Consider the following 20,835-nt stretch of genomic DNA (forward strand, 5'->3'; position numbering starts at 1 on the left):
CAGGAGGATTATATGAAGGATTTTGAAAGTGATTTTAAGAGCGGATTTAAAGCTGGATTTATTGGTCTGGGGCTGATCGGCGGTTCTATCGCCAGGGCTTTAAAGAAAATCAGCCCGGATTGTTATCTGGTTGCCTATAATTACCGCGGAAAGAACCCCAGCGGGGATTTACAGGCGGCCCTCAATGATCAGATTCTGGATCAGGTTACCTCCGTCCTGGAGGAAGGCTTTCCGGATTGCGACCTTATCTTCCTGTGTGCCCCGGTGCTGTCCAATATTGAATATCTAAAGCAGCTGAAGCCCCTCCTTAAGCCCGGCTGCATCCTTACGGATGTGGGAAGTGTCAAGAGTAATATCCATGAGGCTGTGGAGAAACTGGATCTGGAGGCCTGGTTCATCGGAGGTCATCCCATGACCGGATCCGAGAAAACCGGCTACTCCAGTTCCTATGCCCTCCTGCTGGAAAATGCCTACTACATCCTGACTCCCACTCCCAAGACTCCGGATTCCATGCTGCAGACCCTGTACCAGCTGGTACAAAAGATGGGGTCCATACCTGTAATCCTGGATGCCAGAGAGCATGACAGAATTACCGCTGCCATCAGCCATGTTCCCCATATTATAGCGGCCCAGCTGGTGAACCTGGTGCGGGAAGCCGACGATACGGAGGAAAAGATGCGCTCCCTTGCTGCCGGAGGCTTCAAAGATATCACCCGGATTGCCTCCTCGTCTCCCGTCATGTGGCAGAACATCTGCCTTACCAACACAGAGGAGATCAAGGACTGTCTGGATGATTATATCGCATCCCTCCAGGCTGCCTCCGATGCCCTTTCCCGCTCCGATGAGGATTTCCTGTACCGGATGTTCGATACTGCAGGCGAATACCGCAGCTCCATCCCGAACAAATCCATCGGTCTCATGAAAAAGATGTTCGAAATATATCTGGATATCGTGGATGAAGCCGGTGCCATTGCTACCATTGCCACCCTTCTTGCCAGCAATCAGATCAGTATCAAGAATATCGGCATTATCCATAACCGGGAATTTGAAGAAGGAGTCCTGCGAATCGAGTTCTATGACCAGCAGGCACAGGAAAAGGCCAGTACCATGCTTGCCAGATATAATTACCGCATTTATGAACGGAATTAATTCCGCATTAATAATGAATATTTTGCATCCTGGAATGAATACTATGTAGAGTAATCATTGATTATCCCAGGAAGGTGAGTGCTACGAGTGATATAGAAGATACCCTGAAAAATCGCCAAAACAGTCTGGACTATTACAGCCGCTCCCTGCGCAGCTCCTCCTCCGAAATATACACCCGTAAGATCAACCGGCAGATTCAAGAAGAAAAAACCATAATTAATGCTCTGGAAAGAATGCTGCCCAAAAGACCTCTTCAAGAAGGCAGCGGTTCCATGATGGTGTATTTTTGTCCTATATGCCGCGAGGAGCTCAGTGAACCCCAATCACAGAAGTATTGCGAAAATTGCGGGCAGGCTTTGGATTTCCCTTTGCATATGGATTAGCCTGCATTCATATCCTTTTATTGTATCAAACTATAATAAAAGGATATGAATGTATGAATAAGACTCCCCTCTATAGAAAAGCTATTGTCATTCTTCTGTTCATCCTGCTGTCCATATCAATCATAAAGGATTCCGTAGAGCTGTATATCAAATCCTCCGCCAACAGTCGCTCCATCTATGTACCTATCGTCATGTACCACCGTGTCATGAACACAGAGTTGGGGAAAAATACTATCACCCCTTACGAATTCGAATGTGATCTGAAATATCTGAAGGAAAATCATTATAACACCATTACCATGTCACAGTTAATTGATTATGTCTATGAAGGTGCCGAGCTTCCGTCCAACCCCATCATACTTTCCTTTGATGACGCGCCCATCGATACCTATAAAAATGTATTTCCCCTGCTGAAAAAATACAATATGAAAATTGTTCTGTCCATCATCGGCAAAAGCACGGAGGATTTCACCCGTGTGGGCGGCAGCAATGCGGATTATGCTCACATGACCTTTTCCCAGATCAAAGAAATGGCTGATTCCGGCCTGGCAGAAATACAGAATCATACCTATAATCTCCATGCCATCAAAAATGGCCGGTACGGCTGCGGACAGATGAAGAATGAATCCCTCTCCAGCTATGAAGAGCTTCTCACCGCAGATGTATGTTCTTTTCAGGATATCGTATGCAGGGAGCTCAATATCACCCCCACCACCTTTGCCTACCCTTACGGGAAATACAACAATAATTCCGAAAATATCTTACGGAAGCTGGGCTTTAAAGCAACTCTCACCTGTACCTATGGTGTCAATATTATTACGAATGATCCCGAATGCCTGTATGAATTAAAACGGATCGGCCGTTCCCATAACGATGGTATTGCCAAATTAATTCAAGATGCCATGCTGACACTGAAATATAACAAAGAACTGAATTAATTCTGCAAAGAAATTCCGTAATGGCAAAGCCGCTGTAAGAATAACAGGAAGAAGGATCGGGTTCCCCTGCTCTGTCCCTATCCTTCTTCTATACTATCCCTATAAGGTCTCCTTCTATTTAATAAAGAGAATTCTCACAAACTTCTTCTTCCCTATCCTCATAACAATCTGCTCATCACTGAATGTCTCCTCCACACTCTCCAGCTTTTGTTGATTCACCTGAACTCCGCCCTGACGAACCAATCTGCGGAATTCACTGCCGGAGGGAATGATCCCATGCCTCATAAGAAAGGGAATTACACCGATCAGAGAGCTGTTTTCTGCGGGAACCTCGATGCAGGGCATATTCTCAGGAAGCTCTCCCTTCTGAAATACGGTATGGAAGTATTCCTCCGCCCGGCCCGCTTCCTCCTCTGTGTGATACAGCCTTGTAATGATTCTGGCCAACTCCAGCTTACAATCTCTGGGATTTCTTCCTTCTTCCATTTGCTGCTTTATCTCCTGTACCCGATCCGGATGCTCATCGGTAACCAGTTCAAAGTAACGTATGATCAGATGATCCGGAATCTCCATCACCTTTTTAAACATAACCTCCGCCGGTTCATAAATTCCGATATAATTCCCCAGGCTTTTGCTCATTTTCTCTACTCCGTCCAGCCCCTCCAGCAGGGGCATGAACAAGGCAATCTGTCTGCTCCTTCCCATACTGCTCTGCAGATTTCTGCCCATAAGAATGTTAAAGGTCTGATCCGTGCCTCCCAGCTCAATATCCGCATTGATTTCCACCGAATCATAGGCTTGCATTAGGGGATAGAAAAATTCATGCAGACCGATGGGCTCCTGTCTGCGGAATCTCCCTTGAAAATCATCCCGTTCCAGTAGCCGTGCAACGGTGGTGCTGGCTGCCAGCCTGATTACCTCCTCAAAATTCAGCTTAGCCAGCCACTCTCCGTTAAACAGAACCTTTGCTCTCTCCGGATCAATAATTTTAAAAATCTGATCGGTATAGGTCCTTGCATTCCTCCTTACCTCCTCATCACTTAAGGGCTTCCGGGTCTTTGACTTTCCCGTGGGATCCCCGATCTTGCCGGTGAAATCCCCGATTATGATCACAGCATGGTGCCCCAGATCCTGCATCTGCCGGATTTTACGAAGCACCACCGTATGCCCCAGATGAATGTCCGGTGCACTTGGGTCCAGTCCCAGCTTGACCACCAGGGGCCGCCCCTCCTTCCCGGCTGCAATGAGCTTCTCCCGCAGTTCCTCCTCTGAGATAATCTCAGCCGCTCCCTTGCCAATGATCCTGATCTGTTCCTCAATGCTGATCTCCCTCTTCTCATTCCTGCTGTTTACTTCCTTCTTGTCAGTTTGCATTTTCATTTCCTCCTATTTTTGAATTGAATAAAGAATCTGCTTGCAGACTCCCCAGCTGCCGCGCGGTTGCCTCCGGCAACATCTTCTGCTTATGTGCGGCATGTGCACCCTGCGGAGCATTTTGCCGTATAGGAAGAACTTTCTATACGACAAAAAACCCGCTCCTCTAATTTCTTAGAGGGCGGGATTACTCACGCGGTACCACCTCATATTTATCAGTTATTCACATAACTGACCTCTTTAAGTACGCCGGATCAAATTCCGGTTATACTCTAGCACGATAACGGGTGCAGGGCTCCGTCAGCAGCCTACTTAGATTCCTCTGTTCGGTGTGAAGCTCAAAGATGTATTCAAAATGAACGTTCCTGCCCCTCTCATCAACCGGTTGCTTTCTGTTAGTCCGTTTCATTTCTACTCTTTCTTATCAACGCTTTTTCTATATTGCAGAAGCACATTGCCTGTTCCTGCAATCGGAATACAGCAATTCTATCTGTCATCTGTCTGCTTCCGATATTACTGGCAAGTATACTCACTTCTGCCGGCTCTGTCAAGCACTTTTTCATAAAATCTATAAAAATGATTAGAGCCGTACTTCTCTTCCTTCCACATACTTCGCCTTTACCTCACGGTTATCCGAAAGATAAATCAACCGTTCCAGTCTCTTTAACGGATCTAATGGCTGCGGGTGCTTCAGACGGCTGTCATCCAGAACCAGAGCATCGAATGCATATCCCTCCTCAAAGCTGCCCACCTTTCCAAAGAATTCTCCGCCGCCCTTGGTGGCCATATAAAATACTTCCTCCGCTGTCAGCGGCTTCTTGGAATTGTCCGATAGTCTCCAGCGCATTTTAGATGCCTGAATGGCATGTGCCATGGAAGTAAACAGATGGCTGGAGGAACCTCCTGCCACATCGCTGCCGATTCCCACCTTCACTCCATGATCCAGGAACTCTCTCACCGGCGCGACTCCGGAGGAAAGGTTGAGATTAGATTCCGGACAATGAGCAACAAAGACTCCATTTTCCTTCATCCGAAGGATCTCACGCTCATCGGAATACACACAGTGCGCCATAATGGTTCTTCCCTCCGTACCGAACAGGCCAAAACGATCGTAGGCATCTCCGTAGAACTCTGCCCAGGGACAAAGCTCCTTCACCCAGCTAACCTCTCCCGCATTCTCCGACAAATGACTCTGCAGCGGCAGCCCGCCGGTCCCCTGCAGCTTGCCCAAATCCTCCATTAATTCATCCGTACAGCTGGGAGTGAACCTGGGAGTTAAAATAGGGGCGGTATTCTTATAGTTTCTCTGTTGGACCTCCTGAAGCCACTGCTTCGTCTCCCGGATGGACTCCCCTGCGGAAGACTCTCTCAGATAGTCAGGGCAGTTGCGGTCCATATTCACCTTTCCCACCTTGGTAACCATGCCGGTTTCCTCCAGCATATCCATCAGCATCAGGGTAGCCGGACGATGGACGGTGGCAAACACACACGCCCTGGTGGTAGGACTTTTCCGCATATCCTCAACAAATATTTCATAAGCCCGTTTTGCATACTCAATATCCCGAAACTTGGCTTCCTCCGGAAAGGTGTTGGCTTCCAGCCATTCAATCAACTCCAGATCCATTCCCAGTCCCCGGAAGGAATACTGGGGCGCATGTATGTGCAAATCAACCAAGCCGGGAACAATCAGTGAATCGCCATAGTCCTTTAAAGGAGCATTACAATACTGTTTCGGCAGCTCTTTGTATACCCCCTTGGATATGCCGTTTTCACAGACCAGATATGCATCCTCCATTAAAACCAATTCATGGATATCCTTGCTGTAAATAACATTTCCCTTCAAAACAAAAATAGCTTCATTCATCAGTAGTCTCCTCCTTTACAATAATCCCTCTCCGTCTGAAATACCGACAGAGAATCCCTGCCGATACTTATAGACAACTATTAAGGTAGTTGGTAGAAACGTTCATCCGATTATGAACCTATATAAGTATTCTCGTGTTATTACACACTATTTAGTTAAAATATATATTCCGGCAGCAGCTTATTTTTCTGCCCTTATCTATTATATTATAAAACAATGGATTTATCCACCCTTTTTTATATATTTTTTACGATATTGCAGGCAGCGAATAACAGATCAGCCGGTGGCAGGGAGCACTATGTCCTCCTCCCTGCCACCGGCTGATCTGTTATTCGCTGCCCTCTACTTCTCGTCAGAAACTGATTCTTCTATCCGGTGCTTTCAATTAATCCCTTTCGTACTCTTTGTTTGCCGCTGCCAGCATTAGTTTAATTCTGTTCAGCTGATTCACGCCGGACAGACCGGGATCGTAGTCAATGGGCATGATATTGGCTTGGGGAAAGCGTTCCTTCAAGGGCTTGATCATTCCCTTTCCTGTAACATGGTTCGGCAGACAGGCCAGAGGCTGGATACACAGGATGTTTTTCGTCCCCTGCTCGATAAATTCCATCATCTCCGCCGTGACCAGCCAGCCCTCCCCCGTCTGGTTCCCCAGGGAAAGCAGGGTGGATGCCATATGGGCAAGCTCCTCAATGGGCGTCGGGGCGAGAAATCTCCTGCTTCCCTCCAACTCCCGCTTCATGATATCCCGGTAACCGTCCAGGTAATGCCGGGCCAGCCGGCTCAGCCGGCAGCTTAATTTCGACCCGGCAAGATATCGGAATCGGAATTCCGAATTAAAAGCAGAATATAAGAAATAATCCATAAGATCAGGTACAACGGCTTCCGCGCCTCCTTCTTCAATAATCTGTACGATATCGTTATTTGCCGTGGGATGATATTTTAATAGTATCTCTCCCACCACACCAATTCTGGGCTTTTGGATATCCAGGAGCTCCAGATGGTCATACTCCTCCACAATCCTTCGGATGTTGCTGCAAAACTCTTTTCTTGCTCCTGCCTCCAGCTGCTTCTTTGCCCTCTCCTTCCATTTCTCATAAAGCATCTGTGCGGAACCGGGAAAGCGCTCATAGGGCCTGGTGCGGTACAGCAGGCGCATGAATAAATCCCCGTAAATCACGGCCATAATGCAGCGGTTAATCAGTCCCAGAGACATCCGGAAGCCCGGCTGCTTATCCATGCCAAGGGTGTTCAGTGAAATTACCGGAACCTGTTCAAAGCCTGCCTGCTTCAGCCCCAGCTTCAGAAACGCAATATAATTGGTCGCCCGGCAGCCTCCGCCGCTCTGGGTAATAATCACAGAGGTACGGCTGATATCATAGCTGCCGGATTTCAATGCCTTTACCAGCTGTCCGATCATCAGCACCGCCGGGTAGCAGGCATCGTTATTCACATATTTCAGCCCCTCCTCCACCGCAGTCCTGTCCACCGCAGGCAATACCTCCAAATGATATCCGCAGGCCCTTGCTGCCGCCTGAACCAGTTCAAAATGAATCGGAGCCATCTGCGGTGCCAAAATCGTATGCGTCTGTCTCATCCTTCTGGTGAACACAGGCCGCTTCTCCTCCCAGTCCGAAGGGGAAAGGGGGCTTTGCTTCCAGCTCCTGTCTCTGACCGCGGCCTGAAGGGAACGAATTCGAATTCCTGCCGCCCCCAGGTTATTTCCTTCATCGATCTTCAGCATGGTATAGATCTTTCCTCCGGATGCCAGAATTTCCGCGATCTGGTCGGAGGTTACCGCATCCAGCCCGCAGCCGAAGGAATTCAGCTGGATCAGCTCCAGCTCCGGCACCTCCGCTACCAGGGAAGCGGCCCGGTACAGCCTGGAATTGTATACCCATTGATCCACAACCCGGAGCTTCCGGCGCAGGGGCGAAAGATGGGCTACGCTGTCCTCCGTCAATACCGCCATGCCATAGGATGTGATCAATCCCGCTATCCCGTGATTGATCTCCGGGTCTACATGATAGGGCTTGCCGCACAATACAATGCCCTTAAGCCCTTTCTCCCGGATGTAGGCCAGAGCCTTTTCCCCCTGCTGCCTCAGCTCCCTCTTATACTGCTCCTGTTCCTGCTCCGCCTGGCGAAGCGCCCTTCTGATCTCTTCCCTGCCGATGGAATAACTTTGCAGCACCTCTTCCATCCGCCGGATTAATTTCTTTTTATTGTCCAGGGACAGAAAGGGACTGATGAGCCGGACAGGCTGCCGTTTCCGTTCCTTCCGGCCATTCAGATTTTCCTCGTGCAGATCCCGCTCATTCATATCCCATTCATCCATATCCCATTCATCCATATCCCCCGGTTTTAACCCATCGATATTCCCTCTGACCACCTCCGGATAGGATATTACAATGGGGCAATTGTAATGATTGTCCGCCTCCTTATATTCCTTTGACTCGTATACAACCGAGGGATAGAAGATGGTTTTCAGCCCTTTCTCCATCAGATTCAGAATATGGCCGTGACATAGCTTCGCCGGATAGCATACAGATTCCGAAGGTATGGTTTCCAATCCCTTCTCATACAGCTCCTTGGAGGAGGGATCGGAAAGGATGACCCGAAAGCCCAGGGAAGTAAAGAAGGTAAACCAGAAAGGGTAGTTCTCATACTGGTTTAGAACCCTGGGAATGCCGATCTCTCCCCTGGGAGCTTTCTCCTGGGGCAGCGGCGAATAAGCAAAGGTTCTTCTATATTTGAAATCATAGAGATTCGGCAGGGTATTGCTCCCGGAATGCTCCATACCAAGTCCCCGCTCACAACGGTTCCCGGCAATGTAACTGCCGCCATCCGAAAAGGTATTCACTGTCAGCAGACATTGGTTGGTACATTTTCTGCAGCGGTGGTGTTTTGATTTCAGAGAGAAGGCTTCCAGTCCCTCCTTGGTCAGGAGAGTGCTCTCCTCTCCCTCTATGAAACGCTCTCCGGCAATCAATGCCGCTCCATAGGCTCCCATGAGCCCGGCAATATCCGGCCTCACCGCCTCCCTTCCTGTGACCAGCTCAAAGCATCTTAGCACAGCATCATTATAGAAGGTACCTCCCTGCACAACGATATGTTCTCCAAGATCCTGCGGGTTTCGCAGCTTGATCACCTTATACAGAGCATTTTTTACTACCGAATAGCATAAGCCCGCCGACAGGTCCGACAGACTTGCACCCTCTTTCTGGGCCTGCCTCACCTTGGAATTCATAAAGACCGTGCATTTCGTTCCCAGAGGAGCAGGATTTCTGGATAAAAGGGCTTTCCCGGCAAACTCCTCCGCCGTCAGGCCCAGGGATTTAGCAAAGCCCTCCAGGAACGAACCGCATCCGGAGGAACATGCCTCGTTCAACAGAATGCTGTCAATGACTCCATTCTTCATCTTGAGGCATTTCATATCCTGGCCGCCAATGTCCAGAATAAAATCCACTTCCGGAAGAAAATGCTTCGCCGCCTTGTAGTGGGCGATGGTCTCGATCTCTCCGATATCCGCATGAAGCGCTGCCTTCATCAGCGCCTCCCCATAGCCCGTGACGGCGCATTTATTTATCCTTACTCCCGGCGGCAGGCACTCATAGAGCTGAATCAGCACCGGAATCAGCTTCTTCAGCGGTTCTCCCTCATTGCCGGAATAATGGGAGAACAGCAGCTCACCTGCTTCGCCGATCAGAACCACCTTCGTCGTAGTAGATCCGGCATCGATTCCAAGAAAGGTACGGCCAGAGTAAGTGCTCAGCTCCCCTTTCTCCGTCCGGGCAGCTCCATGACGCAGCCGAAAGGCATCATATTCCTCCTGATCGGTAAAAAGCGGCTCCAAATCTCCCGGCCTCCCCCCCCTAACCTCCCGGATTCCAGGACTGTCCAATGAGATCTGCTGCTTGCCATTATCTGTAGAACGTGCGGCTTGCTGCGTGCCATTGTTTAATATATGGCAAGAGTCTTTCCTCTCGTCGTTGTTGAACATAAGACAATCGCTTTGTTTTTCGCCGTTATTGAATATAAGACGAGCGCTTTGCTTTTCGTCGTTATTGAATATAAGACGAGCGCTTTGCTTTTCGTCGTTATTGAATATAAGACGAGCGCTTTGCTTTTCGTCGTTATTTATTCTGCTGACCAGCTCACCCAATGTTATTTCTTTCTCTTTTCCGGAGGACAGAGCTGCTCCCATGGCTACATACACCTGGGAATGCTCCGGCGATATGGCATGTTGCATGTCCAGCTTAAGGCTGCTGCAGAACCGTTCCCTAAGCTGGGAAAGGAAATACAGCGGCCCTCCCAGAAATGCCACCCTGCCGCGGATCGGCTTACCGCAGGCCAGACCGCCAATGGTCTGATTCACGACCGCTTGAAGGATGGAGGCAGCAATATCCTCCTTGCAGACCCCATCGTTAATCAGGGGCTGGACATCCGTCTTGGCAAATACCCCGCACCGGGAAGCAATGGGATAAATCACCCGATGTTTTTTGGCATATTCATTCAGCCCCTCGGCATCCGTATCCAGGAGTACCGCCATCTGATCGATAAATGCCCCTGTCCCTCCTGCACAGCTGGCATTCATTCTCTGCTCTATTCCACCTCGGAAATAGGTAATTTTGGCATCCTCTCCCCCCAGCTCTATGGCAATATCCGTTTCCGGAATATATGCCTCAACTGCCCTATTACAGGCGATCACTTCCTGTACAAAGGTAAGGTTCAGCCATTCGGACACGGATAGCCCGCCGGACCCTGTGACGCAGATCCGCACCGGCATTTCTCCCAGCCTCTGATAGCATTCCTGCACCAGCTGCTGCAGGGTACTTCTGATATCCGACAGATGCCTCCTATAGTCACTGTAAACCAGCCGGTTATCCCTGCCCAGCAGCGCCAGCTTAATCGTAGTTGAACCGATATCAATTCCCATTCTGTATTGTTCCATTCTTACCTCCATTTCGGTCTGTACATTATTGCATATCCATCCTTTTGCACATCCGAATTGATACAAATTCAATCTGCCTTTCGGAAGGCACAAACATAATAAGCCCATCCTTTCCGGCAATTGCTTTGGATATTTATTTATTATCAACACATAATGGAAAATCATTCAAAACCCGGCAAAATCAAAAAAATCTGCCGCATAAAAAATACGGCAGATTTTTTGCTTCGTTGGGAAGCTTCGATTGTAAAGCGAAATATTTAATTTTTAAATTGCTTCATGCTCTCATTCAGTTTCTCAGCTAATTGTGACAGAACATTGCTGGCCTCCGCGATCTGGTCCATTGCCGCTGCCTGCTCCTCCACCGATGCCGATACTTCCTGCGTGCTTGCCGCACTCTCCTCTGAAATAGCCGACAAGCTGTGAATCATATCAATGATGGATGCATTTTTATTTGCTATTTCATCCGTAGAACGGCTGATTTTTTCAATATATTCTTCAATATCATCAATGGCATGGGATATTCCTGAAAACTTAGCTTCCGTGGAAGATACACTCTCCGACTGTGTTTTTACAGCCATATCCATCTCTTCTATCGTTTTAACAGCATCCTCTGTTTTGGACGCAAGCAGATTCGTTATGTCTTCAATTTCTGAAGTAAACCGGTTCGAGCTTTCTGCCAGCTTTCTGATCTCATCCGCTACAACGGCAAACCCTCTACCGTGTTCTCCTGCCTTCGCCGCTTCTATGGCTGCATTCAAGGACAAAAGATTCGTCTGATCCGATATCTCCTTGATCATCGCGCTTGCACTCACAATATCCCTCACACGCTCATTGGTCTCCGCAATGGTAGCCTGGACTTCTCTTGCAGCCTCCCGGTTTTGCGTATTTTTTTCAATCAAATCAGCCAAAATTGCCGTGCCTTCATTCTTAAGCTCATTGACACGGGCTGCTGCCGCTCTCAGCTCCTTCACCTTGTTTTGATCTTCATTCACCAGCCTTCCCAGACCGTCCAGTTCACTGACACCTTTTTGGATTTCCGAAGCCTGGTCCGTAGCTCCCCCGGCAATCCCTTCGATGGCTCTGGCAATCTCCATGGAAGAATTTGAGGTTTCAGAGCTTATATTATATAGAACAACGGAAGACTCTGTCAGCCTATCCGAGGTAACCACAAGCCCTTCGATCAACTCCTTAATATCATTAATCACCTTCTGAAAAGCCTGTGACAGCTCCCCTATTTCATCCTTGCGGTTTAAAAACTTTACCGGTATTTTTTCCGATACATTTAATGCCCTTATCATATGGATCAGCTCTTTCAGAGGATTGGAAATCCTTTTTGAGCTTATAAACCAGATAGCAGCAAAAAGAACTATATTCATCGCCATCAGAATTACTTGCACATATTTTAAGCCTATGACTTTTTTGGCTGCAAAGACTTCGGCAGCCGCTACCGCCGCATTGGTAGTTTCAAAATAACTCTCGCTTTCCATCACCAATGGCTCAAAATATCCCGTTTTTCTGGCCTCCTCAATGGATGCCTTCAGGGATTGCCATTCACTCTTAACCTGGTTCATCTGGTTGATAAACGATTCATTCACAGCCTGGGGCAGCCCAAGCTCCGAGTCCCCCTCTATCAAGCCGTTTATAATTTTATCTAATCTGGCCATGAGCTCGTCATTGGGCTTTTGGGCCATCTCCAGCTTAATTAATCTCTGTGTTGCTCCCCGCACAACGCCTGATGAATTGATTACGGCCCCGTCTAACTGCATCTTATCAATCTGATAGAATACCACAACCGTGCTTGTTACAGAAAACACCAACAATAAAACAACAATAATCCTTAATGTGTTTCTTATATTCATATCTGTAGCCCTCCTTTGTTGACTTTTTTCATTGTTTTTCACGGTTCGTATTCCATTATAGCCTCTCCGTTCTCTCAATTTACCACAAAATTCTACAGGTTTCAATACACCGTATCGAGTAGGAGAAAATTTTTCTAATCATCTTTCCTATTTTTAGCAACCCAATTCTGGTCTAATTTGATGTTCTTTGCAACCGCAGGCAATTCTTTCATTCCAGGGTTCCTGCCGTTTCCATCCACTGTAGTCATAAAAGTGATTACAGAGCAGGGGCCGTTATCTACGCTAATAACGGCCCCTGTCATCAAGGTTGATTCATCCATCTTTGTATTTTACTTGCTGTATACCTCAAATTCCGCTATCTGGCCCCCGCCTGCTCCCGAATTCTCCGTAATCACCAGCTGGACGAACTGAGTGGTGATCTCATCAAAGGGAAGCTGCACTTCATTGCCGAAGGCAGGATCAAAGGTATATTGCTTTGTTGCCAGCAGCTCTGTAAAATTCTCCCCATCATCGCTGATCATCACCTGGATGGTCTGGGTCCGCTTACCCCAGATGGCTAAGGGATTGAGGGCCAGACGGATGGCATGGATCGGAGTGGGTGCTCCCAGATCCAGAGTCAGGGTATTGGGATATCCCCCTGCTCCTTCCCAATAAGAAGCCCCGTCACAGGAACCATCCACTGCCTTAGGCGCGTTGTATACCTGGGTAAAGCCGCTGGCGGTAATGCTCTTTCCCAATGCAACATTCTCCCCCTCCGGCAGAACCAGCTTATATTCTTCCACAATGAAAGCAGGATGCTCTTCTGCCTCCGTCTGCTCCCGTGCTTCCACAATCGTTACGTTGGCCGGAATAATATTCTGGGGAGGCTCATGGATGGAGGTATTATAGTAATAGATAATACCGGCATTGGCTATCACCAGTAACAGGATCAATATTCTTCGCGCTATTTTCATAATTGGCCTCCCTCCTATTCAATGGTCAGATTCTTTGCAGAGACTTCATCAATTTCAAATTTCCCCTGCTCAAAGCTGGTAATTTTTTTGCCCAGTACCTCAAGATTGCGGATTGTAATATCCTCCACCGTATGGCTTTCATCATAGCCATGGATTCTGGAGGGCGCCTCCTTGCCTGACAGAACCTTAACCCCGTCGATTAACACATTTCTGATCTGTCCCCGCTCCTTTGTGGTGGACCAGTTGGAACTCTGTGCGATATTGAAGTCGATGAGATAGGGAAGCTCATCCCCGTCCCCGGAACCCATCTGCGCATTCTCTACAATAACATTGCGGAAGATAACATCGGTAATCAGCGCATCATCGGCATTATGAACGGAAATAACCGGCTTGTGGAAATTATTCAGCACCGTGATGTTCTCAAAGATGATATCGCTGATTTCAGCATCCTCCTTCTTCCCCTTGTTGGTCTCATAGCCGATTTCCATGGATTGGGCTAGATCAGTCCACAGCTGATTGTTGGAAAAGGTGATATTCTTCGAGTCACCGGTATAGTTCTTCACCACCAGGGAATCGTCCCAGCTTCTTACAAAGCAGTTCTGAACCTTATAATTTTCACAGGACTGCAATGTGATGCCGTCTCCGTTGGGTCGGGAGGAAATAATCCGGATTCCGTCAATCAGAGCATTCTTGGAGGTGCTGGCGGAACATACCCAGGCATTGGGATTCAGCACGATCACGTCCCTGATCTCTATCCCGTCACAGAAATCGAATTTGAGGGGAACCAGCGCTGACTTGCCCTGCCATCCGCTGAAGCTGGAGCCGTCAATAATTCCTCTCCCCATCACCTTAATATTCTTCGTATAATTGGACTGTACCACGCCGTGGACAACTGCCCCTCCGGCAATGTAAAGCGTCTGATTCTCTTCCAGCATAATGGAATCAATATTCCACTCTCCGGGGCCGATATAGACTACATTCTCATCCCCCTCCTTCGGAGCATCCGTCTCAATGGGGTTGGTAAAGATATGCAGGGCACGGGAAGGAGAATTATTGAAGGTCACGGTATAATTATCCTGCTCCGTTACCCGGAAGGAGACCGTATGATTATCCGCATCGATCACAGGCGTAATACCATAGCTTTGAGGGCTGACCTTCACCGTCTCCAGCTTGATGTCCGGAACAGTAACCACAATATCCGCAATCCCTTCAAAATCAAAGTAAGTGACAGGGGTCCTGGACTGGGTGGGAAGATAGTCGCCGAACCACACCCGGTTATGATTGACATTGGTATCATACACGTAACAATCATAACCGTTTACACTGACCTTGGTATCCGTGCAGTGCATCAGGGAGAAATCCCTCTGCATCTCATTCACCGTCTTGAGATCCTCCGCCGTGGCATCCTTCAAGGAGGTGGGTCCCTCATAAAGAACCAGCTTGGAGTCACTCATATCCGTCATGGCGTTCACCGCCTCCATACGGCTCCTGATTCTCAATACGCCCCACGCTCCTGCGGCCAGGAGCAGGATTACAAGGAGCCATTCCGTAATTGTAAGAATTGTCTTTTTCTTCATATTCATCTCCATTCTGCCGCCAGAGCCGGCGGCATATTGCATGTCATACTACCAGGATTTCTTTTATAAATAATTATTATTGGATATCTGTACATTTTCGCTCCCTTATGCTACACTGGAATATAGAAGTTTAACATTAAACCTAAGAGAAAGGAGCGTTATTATGACTACAATAAAAGATATTGCCAATGCTGTCGGTGTAAGCTGTACAACGGTATCCAATGTGATTCATGGAAGAGCGGGACGCGTTTCTGCGGAAACTATTGCCCGGATCAATGATGCAATCGACCGGTTGGGATATGTACCCAATATGTCCGCACGTTCTTTGGTTTCCAGCTCCTCTAAGGTGATAGGAATGATAAGCCATCTGACTGCCAATAAAAAAGAAACGATTATTGAAGACCCTTTTCATTCTGCCTTTATCGGCTCCATCGAGAAGACCCTCCGGGAGAACGGCTATTATCTGATGCTGCGCGCCGTAGAGACCTCCTCGGATCTGTCTGCCTTTCTCCGGAACTGGAATGTGGACGGTCTCTTTTTCACCGGTGTATTCGAGGATGAATTCTACCATACCTTAAAGGATTTGGACGTCCCCATTGTATTAATTGACAGCTATGTCCCCATCTCCAATATGTGCAATGTGGGCCTGGAAGACTACCAGGGCGGTTACACTGCAACCAAATATCTGATTCAACAGGGACACAGCAAAATCGCCTTCGCCTCTCCTCCGATCAAGCTCCGGGGTGTAGTATCCGAGCGTTTCCAGGGCTATAAAGACGCATTATCGGAAGCCTCTCTTTCCTTTCGCCCGGAGCTTGTATTTGAGCAGGAACTGGACACGGAGACCACCATTAACCTGGGCCATCGACTGGCGCAGCGCACTGATATCACTGCCGTCTTTGCAACCGCGGATATTCTGGCGGCCGGCATTATGGCGGGAATTCAGCAGTCAGGCAAGCGTGTCCCGGAGGATATCTCCGTCATCGGCTTCGACGATATCAATCTGTGCCGGCTGATCTCTCCTCCCCTGACCACAATCCACCAGGATGCCCCCTTAAAGGGTAAGCTGGCAGTTACCTTCCTGATGGATCTGCTGGATAAAAACCCCCTGCTGAAAAAAGAGGTTATCCTTCCGATCCGGCTGGTGGAACGAAACAGCGTACAAAGGATTTGATCAGATTGACCCTCTGCCTCCTAATCAATTAAGGTCAGGCTGCCTGCCTCCCTGGTCACCTCGGCATGATAGAGCTGGCCGCGGTAAAATACATGAAAGCTCATTTTCTTCCACCCGGAGGGCAGGCACGGCTTCAGCTTCAGTTCTCCCTGCTCCGTGTGAATTCCTGCAAAGCCTTCGATCGCCGTCATATAGGCACCTCCGGAAGATGCCGGATGTGTGCCTCCGATATAGACCAGACCGGCCCATTCCTTGCCTCCTCCTTCCAGATCGGATAAGGCGGATTTCATAAAGAATGGGTAGGCTTTGTCCGGCATATGGCATTTACAGGCTAGCATGGCATACATGCAGGCGCTCAGGGAAGAGCCATGCTCTGTTCTCGGCTCATAATACTCCCAATTCTTAAGCAGGATACCCTCGTCATATTCCTGGGAGAACAGATTCAGCATCGTCACCACATCCGCCTGCTTAATCACCTTCGTATGTGCCGCCACGCCGTAGGCTCCGCCCCAGTATTCCTTCTCATGGAGCAGCCTTCCTTTCAGCTCCTCAATCCCCGCGTCCTCCAGCTGAAAATATCCGTCAAACTGCTCCACCACACCGCTTTCCCTGTCCGGTCCGGGAATATACAGCCTGGATGCGGCATCGGAAAATTGCTGTGTCAGCTGCCGGATATCATACGCTGCCGGCAATATCACCTCCTGCTCCCTTCCCGTCATCCAGGTAAGAATCCGCAGAGCGCTGTCAAACGTGAATTTCGCCATACGGTTGGTATAGGCATTATTATTCACTCTCTCATGGTACTCATCCGGTCCGATGACATCATGAAGCTCATATCGCTCCCGATTCACCCTTTTAACCAGCAGATCATAATAAAAACGGGCACATTCCAGGATCACCTCTGCTCCGCCCTGAACCAGCAGCGCATCCCTTCCGGTATAATCCGTATATCTCATAATTGCATATACAATTGCCGCACTGATGTGAATCTGCTTATCCTTAAAGAAGGTCCGCATCTGTCTCCCGGTAAATACATCCGTTACATTATAATCCGAACAGGCGTCATATCCGCCCTCCTGGCTCTCCCAGGCGTAAAAGGCCCCCTGATATCCGTAATTTCTTGCTTTCTCCATTGCTCCCGGAAGGGTTTTAATCCGGTACTCCAGCAGCGTCCTGGCAACGGAAGGCTCTGTCAGCAGGAAGAAATCCAGCATAAACATCTCCGTGTCCCAGAATACCGCCCCCTTATAAGTCTGCCCCGAAAGCCCCCGGGCCGCAATGGACAGCTGGTCCCTATGCCTTGGAGCGATGCAATGAAGGTGGTACAGAGAATAATTCAAAGCCTCCATGGCTTTTTCATCCCCTTCAATCGTAACCTGGGAGACACTCCACAGCTTCTCCCACCGGACCATGTGGGAATCTCTTGCCTCCGCATAGCCCTCCTTCTCTGCCGCCATAACCAATTCCCGGCCGCATTCCCGGAAGTCCGATGTATCCTTGCTTGTATATACGCTGATATATTTATATAAATGATAAGTAACTCCCGGCCTGGCAGCAAAGGTGAAGCGGCGCAGCAGCCTCCGTTCTTCCCGGATATACTCTTCCCGCACGTCAAAATTCGTATCACAGGCCTCATAGACACATACCTGATCCCTGTTCTCATGGGTAGCCGCCACGGTATAAATCAATTCCCGGCCTTCCGCGCCTGACGGCTCTCTGCCGAATTCCATTTCATCGTAGTGGGGACCGTGAATATCCCATACCATGCCATCCAGACCGGTATAGAGGCTTACCTGTGCCCCTGCTTCTATTTGAAAGCTGTATTTCATACAGATCAGATGCTTCTCCGCCATGGAAGCAAAACGCTGCATCTTGAGGGCCAATGTTCCTGCCGGTGTATTCCATCTGGTATCCCTCTCATACAGACCATGCCGGTAATCCAGGCTTACTTTATGAAAGACAGGCGGACTATCCGGAAGACCATAGCTCACCCCATCCAGCTCCAACCAGGTATATAATCCGTTCGGCGCATTCAGAGGCTCCCTCCATCCGTTACCCACACGGTCATAGATACCCGCCAGATTCACCGCGGTATACTCTTCTCTTCCGTATTCCGGCAGGGTTCCCCGGATTCCCATATAACCGTTTCCCGTGAGAAATTTATTCCCTTGATGGGAGATCTTTTCCCTGTCAAAGCCTTCTTCCTCAATCCTCCAGTTAATCATACGCACCCCCAAATTTTTCTATCCCGTTACAGGCTTCTCCACTCTTGGGGTACCGGAATTCTTACCTTCTCTCCCCCAAGAATCACAGGCTGGTCATAAACTGATATCTCAATCTCTGTTCCCTCCAGGGTATAGAATACAGCCTCCTCCTTCGTGATTTCCGCCTGTATCGTATCTCCCCCGTAATGGATGCGGAAGGAAAATCCGTTCCATGCCTTCGGTATGGAGGGTGCAAAGCGAAGTCCCTTTCTGTCGGAACGCATTCCTCCGAAGCCGTAGACAATGTTCATCCAAGCCGCCGCAATCGATGTGGTATGCAATCCCTCTGCCGTATTCCGGTTATAATTATCCAGATCCATTCTTGTGGCGAAGCCGAAGAAACGGTAAGCCTCCTCATGCTTTTGCAGCTGGGCTGCCAGAATGGAATGAACCGACGGGGAGAGGGAGCTTTCATGAATGCATCTCGGCTCGTAGAACTCATAATTTTTCTGCAGCTGCTCCCTGGTAAAGCTTCCGTTGAACAGAAGCATCAGCATCAGCACATCCGGCTGCTTAATCATATCATTCCGGTAGATCCGGTCATAGCTCCAATGATGATACAGCGGGAAGTCCTCCACAGGTATCTGATCCACATCAATATGGGGCAGGTTAAAATACCCGTCATGCTGTTCAAACAGCTTTGTTTCTTCCTCATAGGGGATGTACATCTTCCCGGCCGTAAGGCTCCAGTTCTCCAGCTCTTCCCGGGTCAGACCATATTCCTTGAACAGCTCCTCATATGCGGCCCGCTCCTTCTTCTCAAAGCGCTCCAGCACCTCCAGGGTATACTCCAAAGTGAACTTCCCCATAAAATTAGTATAGCAATTATGGTTTACCATCATCTGAAACTCATCCGGCCCCATAACACCGTAATATCCAAAATTAGTATGATCCGCATTCCATGCCCCTCTGCTCACCAGCATCCGGCTGACTTCAATCAGAACGGGCAGGCCGGTGGAGAACAGGAACTCCTCTTCTCCGGTAACCGTCTCAAAATGCTTCAGTCCGTAAGCAACCGCTGTGGAAGCCTGTAATTGCAGGCTTGCATGCTGCCACAGGCTGCAGCATTCTCTTCCGCTGATGGTGGCAATGGGGTAAAAGGCTCCCTCACAGTCCAGTGCCCTGGCCCTTTCCCTGGCCTCCGGAAGGGTAAGATAGCGGAATTCCAGCAGATGCTTCGCCGCCTCCACATTATTAAAGATATAAAACGGAAGGCAGTAGGTCTCCGTATCCCAGAAGGTATTGCCGCTGTAAGCTTCCCCGGTAAGCCCCTTCGCTCCGATGATGGTTCCCCTGTCCGCCCCGTGATAGGTCTGATGCATCTGGAAGATGCAATAACGGATTCCCTGCTGGTTCAGCTCATCCCCGTCAATAACAATATCCGATGCCTTCCACATGGCATCCCACCACAATGCATTCTCTTTTTTAACCCCGTCATAATCAAAGGCATCCATAGTCTGCCGGGCTTCCTTACATTTAACGTTAAATGTATGAAATTCCTGGGAAGAATTCTCCTTCCTCACCAGATTCATAACCAGTCTTTTAAACCGGGTCTTCTTCCCCTCTGACAGGCGCAGGGTAAATACCTTATAGATTCCCTTGTCCTCCTGTCTCTCCTGCTCTGCTATTCCTACGCCGTCAATACGGCCCTCCTCAGAACCGGACTGATCCAGATCAAATTTGCTCAGGGAATAGACGGACTGGTTCGTGTTAACCGTATCCGCCTTCATAGCACACCAGTCCCGGCCGGCTTCCTTCTCCTGACAATTCCAAAGATTCCTGCCCACCATCCGGTGGGGCTGGGAGAAATCAAGTCCCGCCGTGATCGTTATCTCTCCTGAGAAATTCAAGGGCGTGAAGCTCACTCTCTGCCCGCCGAGACAGGCTCTGTTCATGGACAGGAAGCGTTCAAACTCCAGAGCCAGCCTCCTTCCGTCCTCCAGAACCCAGACATAGCTCCGGGTCAGAACACCGGTGCGAAGATCCAGCTCCCTGCGGAAATTCTCCGTCCGCGAGCGGTCAAAACGAAGCATTTCCTCTCCTGCCTGGATGCGCAGATACAGCCAGTCCACGGAATTCACCATGAATTCTGTTTTATCAATAACTCCCTTATAAGCGGAACCCTCTGTCTTCGCTTCTTCATAAATTCCGTTAAAATAACTTCCGATCAGACTCTCACCCTGATACCCCTCTTCAAAGTATCCGCGGATTCCCATATATTCGTTACCCAGGGAAAAAATCGACTCGGATACCTGGGAATAATCCGGGTCAAAGCCCTCTTCAATAATTCTCCAGGGGTCTGTAATATAATATTTATCTGCTACTTTAGCCATGCTCTGCCTCCAA

The 20,835-nt window shown here is 48.9% G+C and carries 13 protein-coding genes, 1 riboswitch and 1 other annotated feature; of the genes, 4 read left to right on the forward strand and 9 right to left on the reverse strand.

Going from position 1 to position 20,835, the window contains the following annotated elements; translation table 11 throughout:
* Nucleotides 1-12: 12 nt before the first annotated feature.
* The 3 genes from HNQ56_RS04795 to HNQ56_RS04805 all read left to right on the forward strand — a co-directional run bounded on the left by HNQ56_RS04795 (nt 13) and on the right by HNQ56_RS04805 (nt 2,470).
* Nucleotides 13-1,149 carry a prephenate dehydrogenase/arogenate dehydrogenase family protein gene (locus tag HNQ56_RS04795; RefSeq protein ID WP_429143349.1) on the forward strand — a complete coding sequence of 379 codons (1,137 nt, stop codon included), beginning with the start codon at nt 13-15 and terminating at the stop codon, nt 1,147-1,149.
* A gap of 74 nt (nt 1,150-1,223) precedes the next feature.
* Nucleotides 1,224-1,532 (forward strand): hypothetical protein, encoded by a 309-nt coding sequence (locus tag HNQ56_RS04800; RefSeq protein WP_429143351.1) that lies wholly within the window; start codon nt 1,224-1,226, stop codon nt 1,530-1,532.
* Between the two features lie 53 nt (nt 1,533-1,585).
* Nucleotides 1,586-2,470, forward strand: a complete 885-nt coding sequence (locus HNQ56_RS04805) for a polysaccharide deacetylase family protein (RefSeq protein WP_429143353.1) — start codon at nt 1,586-1,588, stop codon at nt 2,468-2,470.
* A gap of 114 nt (nt 2,471-2,584) precedes the next feature.
* Here HNQ56_RS04805 and tyrS read toward each other — a convergent pair whose 3' ends face one another.
* From tyrS to HNQ56_RS04840, 7 genes are all read right to left on the reverse strand, one after another.
* On the reverse strand, nt 2,585-3,844 hold the full coding sequence (gene tyrS / locus HNQ56_RS04810) for a tyrosine--tRNA ligase (protein WP_429143354.1): 1,260 nt from the start codon (nt 3,842-3,844) through the stop codon (nt 2,585-2,587).
* A gap of 174 nt (nt 3,845-4,018) precedes the next feature.
* Nucleotides 4,019-4,281 (reverse strand) — a binding site (T-box leader).
* Nucleotides 4,240-4,407 carry a hypothetical protein gene (locus HNQ56_RS04815; RefSeq protein WP_429143355.1) on the reverse strand — a complete coding sequence of 56 codons (168 nt, stop codon included), beginning with the start codon at nt 4,405-4,407 and terminating at the stop codon, nt 4,240-4,242. Its footprint overlaps the feature before it by 42 nt.
* Before the next feature lie 17 nt (nt 4,408-4,424).
* Nucleotides 4,425-5,708 carry an amidohydrolase family protein gene (locus HNQ56_RS04820; protein ID WP_429143357.1) on the reverse strand — a complete coding sequence of 428 codons (1,284 nt, stop codon included), beginning with the start codon at nt 5,706-5,708 and terminating at the stop codon, nt 4,425-4,427.
* 50 nt (nt 5,709-5,758) lie between these two features.
* Nucleotides 5,759-5,854: riboswitch (purine riboswitch) on the reverse strand.
* A 239-nt stretch (nt 5,855-6,093) separates the two neighbouring features.
* Nucleotides 6,094-10,662 carry an acyl-CoA dehydratase activase-related protein gene (locus HNQ56_RS04825; RefSeq protein WP_429143359.1) on the reverse strand — a complete coding sequence of 1,523 codons (4,569 nt, stop codon included), beginning with the start codon at nt 10,660-10,662 and terminating at the stop codon, nt 6,094-6,096.
* 257 nt (nt 10,663-10,919) lie between these two features.
* A complete protein-coding gene (locus HNQ56_RS04830; protein ID WP_429143361.1) occupies nt 10,920-12,521 on the reverse strand; it encodes a methyl-accepting chemotaxis protein in 1,602 nt (533 codons plus the stop codon).
* Between the two features lie 329 nt (nt 12,522-12,850).
* On the reverse strand, nt 12,851-13,474 hold the full coding sequence (locus tag HNQ56_RS04835; RefSeq protein ID WP_429143363.1) for a discoidin domain-containing protein: 624 nt from the start codon (nt 13,472-13,474) through the stop codon (nt 12,851-12,853).
* A gap of 14 nt (nt 13,475-13,488) precedes the next feature.
* A complete protein-coding gene (locus HNQ56_RS04840) occupies nt 13,489-15,051 on the reverse strand; it encodes a glycosyl hydrolase family 28 protein (RefSeq protein ID WP_429143365.1) in 1,563 nt (520 codons plus the stop codon).
* A 163-nt stretch (nt 15,052-15,214) separates the two neighbouring features.
* Here HNQ56_RS04840 and HNQ56_RS04845 point away from each other — a divergent pair, with 163 nt between their 5' ends.
* Nucleotides 15,215-16,225 (forward strand): LacI family DNA-binding transcriptional regulator, encoded by a 1,011-nt coding sequence (locus tag HNQ56_RS04845; RefSeq protein WP_429143367.1) that lies wholly within the window; start codon nt 15,215-15,217, stop codon nt 16,223-16,225.
* A gap of 20 nt (nt 16,226-16,245) precedes the next feature.
* Here the strand turns inward: HNQ56_RS04845 and HNQ56_RS04850 are convergent, their stop codons facing one another.
* Nucleotides 16,246-18,450, reverse strand: a complete 2,205-nt coding sequence (locus HNQ56_RS04850) for a glycosyl hydrolase family 65 domain-containing protein (protein ID WP_429143368.1) — start codon at nt 18,448-18,450, stop codon at nt 16,246-16,248.
* Between the two features lie 26 nt (nt 18,451-18,476).
* Nucleotides 18,477-20,822 (reverse strand): glycoside hydrolase family 65 protein, encoded by a 2,346-nt coding sequence (locus HNQ56_RS04855; RefSeq protein ID WP_429143370.1) that lies wholly within the window; start codon nt 20,820-20,822, stop codon nt 18,477-18,479.
* Nucleotides 20,823-20,835 lie beyond the last annotated feature (13 nt).

Source organism: Anaerotaenia torta, assembly GCF_050433395.1.
Classification (GTDB): Bacteria; Bacillota; Clostridia; order Lachnospirales; family Lachnospiraceae; genus Mobilitalea; species Mobilitalea torta.